The sequence below is a fragment of the Collinsella sp. LCP19S3_A7 genome (assembly GCF_052121995.1).
Lineage (GTDB): Bacteria > Actinomycetota > Coriobacteriia > Coriobacteriales > Coriobacteriaceae > Collinsella.
The window spans coordinates 40,485-49,543 of sequence record NZ_JBQKDE010000015.1 but is presented as its reverse complement, the minus strand read 5'-3'; the positions used below and the strand labels follow the sequence as shown (position 1 = coordinate 49,543).

The window sequence follows — 9,059 nt, the reverse complement described above, 5'->3', positions numbered from 1 at the left end:
GCTAAGCCCCATCGCGCCGAGAGTACTGCGGGGCCAGCCCGTGGGAGGCCAGGGCGCCGCTGACCGGTGGACGGCACCGAGCCGTGCGCTTGGACTGAGAAGGGGGAGGCCTCGCGGCCTCCCCCTTTTTCGTTTGGGCGTTGTAAACCTAAAGCCCCTACGGCTTAATTGTCTTTTCTATTTGAAGAAAATAAAACGAATGACCAGCGCGATTGCCGCGATGGCAATGATCAAGAGCGCGATTTGGAGTCGTTGCTGTTTGCGTCGTCTGTTAGACGATATAAATATCGATTTTCCTTGCTTCGGAGTCTCTAAATAGCGGGCAGAATGCGTTAGGGTCTGCTTAGGGCGAGGCTCTCTTCGTTGTTGCTTAGCGGGTGTTTGGGCCTGCTCCTGGTTGCATGCGCTGTTTTTGGATAAGGGGGCATCTTTGAGATGCGCCGATTCGCTCGGTGCGACGCCCATATGTTTGCGACCTGATTGAGATTCTTCAAGGGTTTGATAACGATTGCGAGTTACATATTCAGGCTCTGTATCGTCAATAGGCTCTTGGGAAATATGGGGACGATGGTAGCGTATGGTCTGCGGATAGGTTGATTTATCGTTCTGCATCTGATCATACGAATTGTCGGAGGCTTGATCGTCCATGATGCCCTTAGGTTGTCATTAATATTGTGTATACGCTCATTGTAAGCCCCAGCTTTTTTTAGCTAGGGCACATTTGGTATTTAAGGCACGGTTCAAAGAACCTTGACCTCATTAAACCTTAGTCACATAGACTTAGATATGCTTATAGATAGAGACTCAAAAAACTTTATATCAAAATGTATATATAAGAAATGGATGGGCATATATTAAAGCGTCAAAAGAAGTCCCTGCCACCTAGAAGATGGCTCGGCAGTCCCTTAAAGGAGTGGTAGTCATGGCAAGCATGGTTCCTTATCGTTCGGTTTTTGGTGTTCGTCCCTCTGCTAGCTCGTTGTTCGATCTGTTTGATGATATGACCGATCTGGCAAACAACTCGATCGCCTCCAAGGCGTTTCCCGTTGATGTTGAGGACAAGGGCGACGGTTACGAGGTTAAGGCCTATTTGACCGGCGTTGCAAAGGACGACATAGACGTTGAGCTCAATGAGGGTCGTCTTTCCATTAGCGTGAATGTTGAGGAGAGCGAAGAGAACAAGGACAAGAACTACCTGCAGAAGGAGTTTTGCTCTTACAGCGCGACGCGCGGTGTGTACCTGAAGGATGCTTCGAGCGAGGGCCTTTCTGCAAAGTATGCTGACGGCATCCTTACCGTTACGGTTCCTAAGATTGTCGAGAAGAAGAACGTTACGAAGATTTTCATCGACTAACGTTATCGGCCATTAACATCGGTGCCTGAGCTAAGGGGGCTGGGAAGCGATTCCCGGCCCCCTTTTCTATTTGAGACGGCCTACTGAATGGTCATGGGCCGATATTGCCCGGCGGGACGTATTGTGAGTTTATGTGGCCCCTCAACGCGGGTGGCGGTGCTACCAAGCTCGTTGTCGAGTGTTGCCCCAAGTGAGCTTGCGTAGCTTTTGACGGTAAGGCTTGGGCGATTGTTGTCTTGGCTAATGTGCATCGCGATAAGCTGCTCGGTGCGATCGGTTACCAGCGCGCGTGCGGCATCGGCGGCCTGATCGTTGGAGAGATGCCCTTTTGCAGACAGGATGCGTTCCTGAAGAAAGCGAGGATAGTCTCCTTGACGCAGCATGGCTACATCGTGGTTGCTTTCGAGCGCGAGAACGCGACAGTCCCTGAGCGTATCGATGGCATGCTTCGACAACTCGCCGGTGTCGGTGGCAAAGCCAACCGAATCACCCTGGGCATCAAAACGGTAGCCGACAGGATTGACAACGTCGTGCGATGTCGAATACGTTTGAATGTGGACCCCAGCAATAGAGAGGGCGTCACCTGGGTCGAATTCCTCAACAGACAGATGTGCAAGGCTTTCCTTTGATGCGAGCGTGCCCCTGCTGGAAAAGACCGGTCCGTTCCAATGTTTGCACCACACCTCAAGCCCCTTAATGTGGTCGCTGTGCTCATGGGTGACAACAAGGGCGGACACGTCGTCTGCCGAAAGGCCGAGCTCAGCCATGCGTTTGAGCGTTTCGCGGCGGGACAGTCCGTCATCGACCATGATGAGCCCCTGCGGGCCCTCGATGAGTGCGCAGTTGCCTTTAGAGCCGCTGCCGAGGATATGAAGGTGCAGGCGAGACATAAGATTCCAAAGGATACAATGAGTGCTGACGAATAGAGGAGGAAGCGAATGCCAACGGTATCACAGCATTACGGACACCATGCCGTACCCGGGGCAGTCGATGAGACCCGGACGAGGCAGCAGGCTGCTCCTGTGGTGCTCATGGTATCAGGCGGTGCGGACTCGACGGCACTGCTTCTTATGGCGTGCACATCAAAGCTGGATATCCAAGATGGACGCGGCGTTGCCCCCATTGCTCGCGAGCGCCTACATGTGCTTCATGTAAACCATCACCTGCGAGGCAAGGCGTCCGACGGCGACGAGGCCTTTGTGCGCGAGCTCTGCGCACAATATGGCTTGCCGCTGTGTGTGGAGCACGCCTATTTTGATGGGGAGTCGGGCAATATCGAGGCGGCTGCGCGCGAGGTGCGTTATGCCGCGGCGCGAAGGTATGTTCGTGAGCTTTGTGCCAAGATGGGGGCGCCGAGAACGGCGGCGCGCATCTGTACTGCCCATACCTCTTCAGACCGCGCGGAAACATTTTTGATGAACGCCATTAAGGGGTCGGGCCCTGCTGGGCTCTCGAGCATTCCCCGCCGAAGGAATATTGTGGTACGCCCCTTGCTCGACCTAACTCATGGCGAGCTTGTGGGCTATCTGCAGGTGCATGGTCAGCCGTGGCGCGAGGACGAGACCAACGAAGATATCTCGTATCTGCGAAACTACGTTCGCCACCGGGTAATGCCAGTGCTGGCGCAGCGTAATGCGAGCGTGTGCAAGACGATTGGTGCCGCCTGTGAGATCTTGGGTGATGAGGATGCGTTTCTATCCCAGTTGTCGGCACAGGCGTTTCGAAGCTGCCTGCGCAAAGAGGCAGCGGGCGCGCTGGTGCTTGATGCCAGACGCCTTGCTGCGGCCGAGGTGGTAATCGCGCGGCGCATCGTGCGACTGGCGATTAAACGCATCGATCCGGACGCTCGCCCAGAGATGCGCCATGTGGAGCGAGTCCTCTCCTGTGTTGCCGAGGGTGCGGGTTCGGTTACGCTTCCGGCGGGGATTGACGCACGTGTTGAGTTTGGCATGCTGGCGTTTAAGGCGCCGGCGGCTCGTGAGGGCTTGGTTGCGGACTGGATTACCATACCCGGCCGTATGTCGTTGGGCGGGGGACGTATGCTGGTCACAGAAGCGATATCCGTTGAGCCGGGATGCGATATCGTGCGCCGCGCCCGTGAGTTTGCGGCTGCTGGGGAAGTGGCAGCTTTGGTGGACGCGGCTGCCCTGGGTTTTGCCAACAGCGATAGCGAGCGGATCTTGGCGGGCTCGCGCGGCGAGGTTCCTGCCGAGGGGCGATTGGCGCGCCTGTGGGTGGACGGTCCCGCACCGGGAGACGTGATGTGCCCGTTAGGCATGAGTGGCCGAAGCAAGAAGGTATCCGACTTGTTGTGCGAGGCTCGTATTCCCGTTTCCGAGCGTACCGGCGTGCCCATGGTAAGGACGGCACCGGGGGGTGTCGTGGTGTGGGTCGCCGGAGTTCGCGCGGACGAACGCTTTAAGTGCACGGCGGCGACGCGTGTGGCCTATCTGCTTCGCGTGGTTGACGCGGATTAGCCCCTCGCACCAGTTTTTCTGTGCGGCGTTGACGGTATTCCCGCGCTGATGGTGCACGGGCTGGAAAATATACCCCGTGCGCTGCTAGAATGTGTAGTTCGCGTCCATACGGCGGTGTGTGGGCGATTAAGCACAAGAAAGGGTTGTCATGGCTTCTCAACATCCGGATATCGAGAAGGTTCTGTTTACGCAGGAGGATATCGACAGTATCGTCTCTCGCCTGGGCGAGGAGATTACGCGCGACTACGCGGGTAAGGATCTGGTGCTGATTGCGGTCTTGCGCGGCGCCGTGGTCTTTATGGGCGACCTGATGCGAAAGATCGAGCTGCCGACCAATATCGATTTCATGGCCGTTTCGAGCTATGGCGACGGTGTGAAGTCCTCGGGCATCGTGCGTATCATCAAAGACCTTGATATCGATATCCGCGGTCGTGACGTGCTGATCGTTGAAGACATTCTGGACTCGGGCCTGACGCTCAAGTATCTGATGAAGAACCTCGAGAGCCGCAAGCCCGCTTCTCTGGAGGTCGCCGCCTTCCTGTGGAAGGACGTTGAGGACCGCATCTCGGCCATTACGCCCAAGTATGTTGGAACCCATTGCCCCGATGCCTTTGTGGTGGGCTACGGCCTCGACTATGCCGAGCGCTATCGTAACCTTCCGTATCTGGGCATTTTGAAACCGGAGGTTTATTCGTAAGATGCCCGACGACCGTAACGACTACAATTCCCAGACACCCCGGGACCCTAAGATTCCGGGGATGCCCGGAGGCAAGAAACCCACACGTACGGGCTGGCTGTATTTTCTTTTGGCTTGCGCACTTCTGGGCTATGCCTTCTTTAATATGGGTTCCGGCTTTGCCAGCTCCAGCAATACCGTTAAGCTCGCGACGAGCGAGATGGTGAGCGCCATCAAGCAGGATCGCGTCGAAGATCTGACCTATACGGTTCAAGACGGAAGCGTGACGGGTCATTACTGGAAGGCGAAAAAGGACAAGGGCGACACGAGTGAGCTCAAGAGCTTTTCCTCGACCTATGTCGGCTCCGATTCGCTTGCCGAGCTCATGGCGGAGCATCCCGACACTAAGTACATCGTCAACACCAACGACCCCGATTTTTGGGGCGACTTGGCGATGAGCGTACTGCCGACGATTGCCCTGATCGCCATCATGTTCTACTTTATGCGCCAGATGATGGGCGCCAATAATAGGAACATGCAGTTTGGCAAGACCAACGCCAAGACCAACGAGGCTACGCGTCCCAAGGTCAAGTTCGAAGACGTTGCCGGCGTGGACGAGGCTGTTGAGGAGCTCGAAGAGATTCGCGATTTCTTGAGCGATCCGGACCGTTATCGCAAGCTGGGTGCCAAGATCCCGCGCGGCGTTTTGCTGGTGGGCCCTCCGGGTACCGGTAAGACGCTACTGGCCAAGGCCGTTGCCGGAGAGGCCGGTGTCCCGTTCTTTAGCATCTCGGGCTCTGACTTTGTCGAGATGTTCGTGGGCGTCGGCGCCAGCCGCGTGCGCGACCTCTTTAAGGAGGCCAAGTCTCAGGCTCCGTCGATCATCTTCATTGACGAGATTGATGCCGTGGGACGTCAGCGCGGAGCCGGTCTGGGCGGCGGTCACGACGAGCGCGAGCAGACGCTCAACCAGCTGCTGGTCGAAATGGACGGTTTTGAGGAAAGCGAATCGGTCATCCTGATCGCCGCGACCAACCGCCCCGATATTCTGGATCCGGCATTGCTGCGCCCCGGTCGTTTTGACCGCCAGGTTACGGTCGACCGCCCGGATGTGAAGGGGCGCGAGCAGATCTTGCGCGTGCATGCCGAGAACAAGCCAATGGATGAGGACGTTAAGTTTGAGAAGCTCGCCCAGATGACCGTTGGCTTTACCGGTGCCGATCTGGCAAACCTGCTCAACGAGTCCGCACTGCTTGCCGCTCGCCGTCATCGCTCTGTGATCTCGATGGACGAGGTCGAAGAATCGATGGAGCGCGTGATTGCAGGACCGCAGCGCAAGGGGCGCGTGATGACCGAAGCCGAGCGCACCACGATTGCCTACCACGAGAGCGGTCATGCTCTGGTGGGTCACATCCTGGAGCACTCCGATCCGGTTCACAAGATTTCGATTGTCAGCCGCGGTCAGGCTCTGGGCTATACGCTGCAGCTTCCGCAGGAGGATCACTTCCTCAAGACCAAGAACGAGATGCTCGACGAGCTTGCCGTGTTCTTGGGCGGTCGCGTTGCCGAGGAGCTCATGTGCGATGACATTACATCGGGCGCGAGCAACGATCTGGAGCGCGCGACCAAGATGGCGCGCGAGATGGTTACGCGTTTGGGCATGAGCGAGGAGCTGGGCACGCAAGTGTTTGGCGAGGCGCAGCATCAGGTGTTCCTTGGTCGCGATTATGCCGATCACCAGGATTACTCCGAGGAGACGGCGCGCCGCATCGATATCGAGGTTCAGCGCATCATGCGTGAGGCCCATCGCCGTGCTGTTGAGATTTTGGATGCCCGTCGCGATCAGCTCGATCTGATGGCGAAGGTGCTGCTTGAGCGCGAGACCGTCGAAGGCGACGCCGTGAACGCCCTGCTCGACAACGACTGGGATGCCTACCTTGAGCGCGAGGGCGACATTCTGGCAGCCAAGGAGGAGCGCAACGCCAAGGCGGGCGGCGTGCCGACCAAAAAGCGCACGCCTCGTATGAGCGAGGAGGAGCTGGCAGCTGATGCCGCAGCTTTTGCGCAGGCGGCCATGCAGGAAGATGCCGAAGTCGCATCCGATAGCGCTGACGATGTCGAGGCTGCTGACACAAAAAAGGCCGATGGCGACACCGAGGCCGACGAGTAGTCTTTGTCGCGAGAGCCTCCGCGGGGAAAACCTGCGGAGGCTTTTTCTTTTGAGCGATATGGGGCCATCTGTTGATTGGGGACAGACTTAAATGAGCGTTTTCACGCATTTAAGTCTGTCCCCAATTAACATTGCTGCGGTACTTTGCTTGACTAAAGCGTACAATACCGCCTATGCGAAAGGGGAACAGATGATCAACGAAACCATGTTTGCTCGCGGCGCGGAAAGCTCTATCATCCGCGAGATCTTTAGCTATGGACTTGAACGCAAGGCACAGATCGGTGCGGAGAACGTATTCGATTTTTCGCTGGGCAACCCGAGTGTTCCGGCGCCCGCTGCCGTGGCGGAGTCCATCAAAAAGGCCTTGGAGCTGCCGAGCGACCAACTGCACGGATACACGCCCGCACCAGGCCTGCCGCAATGTCGTGTCGCTGTGGCCGAGTCGCTCAACCGTCGTTTTGGCACGAGCTATGAGGGTAAAGATGTCTTTATGACCGTGGGTGCGGCGGCTTCGCTCACCTGCACGCTCAACGCTGTTACCAATCCCGGTGACGAGGTCATTGTTATCGCCCCGTACTTTCCGGAGTATCGCGTGTGGATTGAGAAGGCCGGCTGTACGTGTGTCGAGGCACCCGCCGATGAAGACACGTTCCAGCTGAGCGTGGGCAACGTGCTCAAGGCGATTACTGATAAGACGGCGGCCGTCATTATCGACTCGCCCAACAACCCGACCGGTGCCGTATATACGCGCGACACGCTGACGCGACTGGCCAATGTTCTGCGCGAGGTCAATGCCAAGCGTGATCCCGAGAATCCGATTATGCTCATCTCGGATGAGCCGTACCGCGAGATCGTGTACGGTGCCGAGGTGCCCTGGGTACCCTCAATCTACGAGAACACCGTCGTGTGCTATTCGTATTCCAAGTCGCTGTCGCTGCCGGGTGAGCGTGTGGGTTGGATTTTGGTTCCCAACACCAATCCGCAGGCTGCTCGCCTTATGCCGGCCGTCGCCGGTGCCGCCCGTACACTGGGTTTTGTGTGCGCACCGGCGCTCTTCCAGCGCGTGATTATCGACTGCATCGATGAGCCGAGTGATGTCGAAGCCTATGCTCGCAACCGAATGGCGCTCACCGACGCATTGGCGGAGTACGGCTACACCTACGTTGAGCCGGACGGCGCTTTCTATCTGTGGGTGAAGGCGCTCGAGCCCGACGCAAACGCTTTTTGCGAGCGTGCAAAGAAGTACGAGTTGCTCGCGGTGCCTTCGGATAGCTTTGGCATGCCGGGTTGGTTCCGCTTGGGTTATTGCGTGAGTTACGAAACGATTATCAATTCGCTACCAGCTTGGAAACAGTTGGCGGACGAGTATCGTTAAAAGCAGAGCGCTCTGCCTACAATGTTTTACGTGAAACGGGGTTTGGTGTTAAACCGGACCCCGTTGTCATGGACGTTGTGTCTTTGGGATGGAGCGGTTTTACGACTATCGAAGGCTATGCGTACAATGAATATACGCGACGGCCATACCAGATAAGGAGACCTGATGCCCTACCTGCTTTCCTGTGACATTCATACCCATACGATGTTCTCTGCGCATGCATATTCGACCATTGAGGAGAATGTGTACTGGGCGGCAGAGCGTGGCCTGCAGGTGCTTGGATCTGCCGACCATCTGAGCTCTATGGTTACGGCTTGCCCCAATGACCTGCGCAGTTACCAGTTCTTTATCAACCAGGATATATGGCCGCGCATTTGGAGCGGCGTGTTGGTGCTGCGTGGCGCCGAGGCCGATATCGTTTCGCTGGACGGAAGTCTGTTTGGCGAGGACACTCCTGTCACGCTCGATATTGCCGGCGATTCGTACAGCCGTCAGCATTCGCTGTTCGATCGGGTTACGCGTAATTTGGATTATTTGGTTGCAAGCGTGCATAATCCGCAGTTCGCTGAAGGCGCGACGCTGGCCCAGACGACCGAGATGTATATCAATGCTCTGGAGCACCCCAAGGTGTTTATGCTGGGGCATACGGGTCGATCGGGCGTGCCGTTCGATATCGACGAGGTGTTGCTTGCTGCTAAGGCTAAGCACAAGATCATTGAGATCAACAATCACAGTCTTGAGCATGGCGCGGATGCCGAGCATTGGGACGTGTGCCGCAAGATTGCCGAGCGGTGCGCCGAGCTGGGCGTGGGGATTGGCGTCTCGACCGATGCGCACATTGGTATGGCAATTGGTAAGCTCGACCAAGCGCGCAAGATGCTCGACGAGATTCACTTTCCGCTGGATTTGATCGTGACGCGCGACCGTGAGACGCTACTGCGCGAGATGGCGGCAGCCGGCGTGTGTGACCTGCGCAAGAGGATGTAGCGGAGTTCATAAACCAAGTA

8 protein-coding genes are annotated in these 9,059 nt (G+C 56.9%); 6 read left to right on the top strand and 2 right to left on the bottom strand.

All coding sequences use genetic code 11. The features are described 5' to 3' along the window. Positions 1–177: 177 nt before the first annotated feature. Entirely contained in the window at positions 178–648 is a 471-nt protein-coding gene (locus ACTQV3_RS07485) for a hypothetical protein (RefSeq protein ID WP_441067945.1), read from the bottom strand. A 274-nt stretch (positions 649–922) separates the two neighbouring features. Here ACTQV3_RS07485 and ACTQV3_RS07480 point away from each other — a divergent pair, with 274 nt between their 5' ends. Then, positions 923–1,354, top strand: a complete 432-nt coding sequence (locus tag ACTQV3_RS07480) for an Hsp20 family protein (RefSeq protein ID WP_427728790.1) — start codon at positions 923–925, stop codon at positions 1,352–1,354. Positions 1,355–1,434: 80 nt separating this feature from the next. Here ACTQV3_RS07480 and ACTQV3_RS07475 read toward each other — a convergent pair whose 3' ends face one another. Further along, entirely contained in the window at positions 1,435–2,244 is an 810-nt protein-coding gene (locus ACTQV3_RS07475; protein ID WP_427728791.1) for an MBL fold metallo-hydrolase, read from the bottom strand. 48 nt (positions 2,245–2,292) lie between these two features. On the opposite strand from ACTQV3_RS07475, the gene tilS reads away from it, so the two are divergent. The 5 genes from tilS to ACTQV3_RS07450 all read left to right on the top strand — a co-directional run bounded on the left by tilS (position 2,293) and on the right by ACTQV3_RS07450 (position 9,039). Beyond that, on the top strand, positions 2,293–3,831 hold the full coding sequence (gene tilS / locus ACTQV3_RS07470) for a tRNA lysidine(34) synthetase TilS (RefSeq protein WP_427728793.1): 1,539 nt from the start codon (positions 2,293–2,295) through the stop codon (positions 3,829–3,831). Between the two features lie 148 nt (positions 3,832–3,979). Beyond that, the gene (hpt, locus tag ACTQV3_RS07465) at positions 3,980–4,528 is read left to right on the top strand and encodes a hypoxanthine phosphoribosyltransferase (RefSeq protein ID WP_441067943.1); all 549 of its coding nucleotides are present in this window, start codon (positions 3,980–3,982) and stop codon (positions 4,526–4,528) included. Position 4,529: 1 nt separating this feature from the next. Beyond that, positions 4,530–6,677 carry an ATP-dependent zinc metalloprotease FtsH gene (ftsH, locus tag ACTQV3_RS07460; protein ID WP_441049310.1) on the top strand — a complete coding sequence of 716 codons (2,148 nt, stop codon included), beginning with the start codon at positions 4,530–4,532 and terminating at the stop codon, positions 6,675–6,677. Positions 6,678–6,867: 190 nt separating this feature from the next. After that, on the top strand, positions 6,868–8,052 hold the full coding sequence (locus tag ACTQV3_RS07455) for a pyridoxal phosphate-dependent aminotransferase (RefSeq protein WP_441535848.1): 1,185 nt from the start codon (positions 6,868–6,870) through the stop codon (positions 8,050–8,052). Between the two features lie 165 nt (positions 8,053–8,217). After that, positions 8,218–9,039 carry a phosphatase gene (locus ACTQV3_RS07450; RefSeq protein WP_154517764.1) on the top strand — a complete coding sequence of 274 codons (822 nt, stop codon included), beginning with the start codon at positions 8,218–8,220 and terminating at the stop codon, positions 9,037–9,039. Positions 9,040–9,059: the final 20 nt, after the last annotated feature.

Bases quoted from the DNA above. Each gene is read 5' to 3' on its own strand.
- ACTQV3_RS07485 (WP_441067945.1), bottom strand. From the start codon at position 648: ATGGACGATCAAGCCTCCGACAATTCGTATGATCAGATGCAGAACGAT.
- ACTQV3_RS07480 (WP_427728790.1), top strand. From the start codon at position 923: ATGGCAAGCATGGTTCCTTATCGTTCGGTTTTTGGTGTTCGTCCCTCT.
- ACTQV3_RS07475 (WP_427728791.1), bottom strand. From the start codon at position 2,244: ATGTCTCGCCTGCACCTTCATATCCTCGGCAGCGGCTCTAAAGGCAAC.
- tilS (WP_427728793.1), top strand. From the start codon at position 2,293: ATGCCAACGGTATCACAGCATTACGGACACCATGCCGTACCCGGGGCA.
- hpt (WP_441067943.1), top strand. From the start codon at position 3,980: ATGGCTTCTCAACATCCGGATATCGAGAAGGTTCTGTTTACGCAGGAG.
- ftsH (WP_441049310.1), top strand. From the start codon at position 4,530: ATGCCCGACGACCGTAACGACTACAATTCCCAGACACCCCGGGACCCT.
- ACTQV3_RS07455 (WP_441535848.1), top strand. From the start codon at position 6,868: ATGATCAACGAAACCATGTTTGCTCGCGGCGCGGAAAGCTCTATCATC.
- ACTQV3_RS07450 (WP_154517764.1), top strand. From the start codon at position 8,218: ATGCCCTACCTGCTTTCCTGTGACATTCATACCCATACGATGTTCTCT.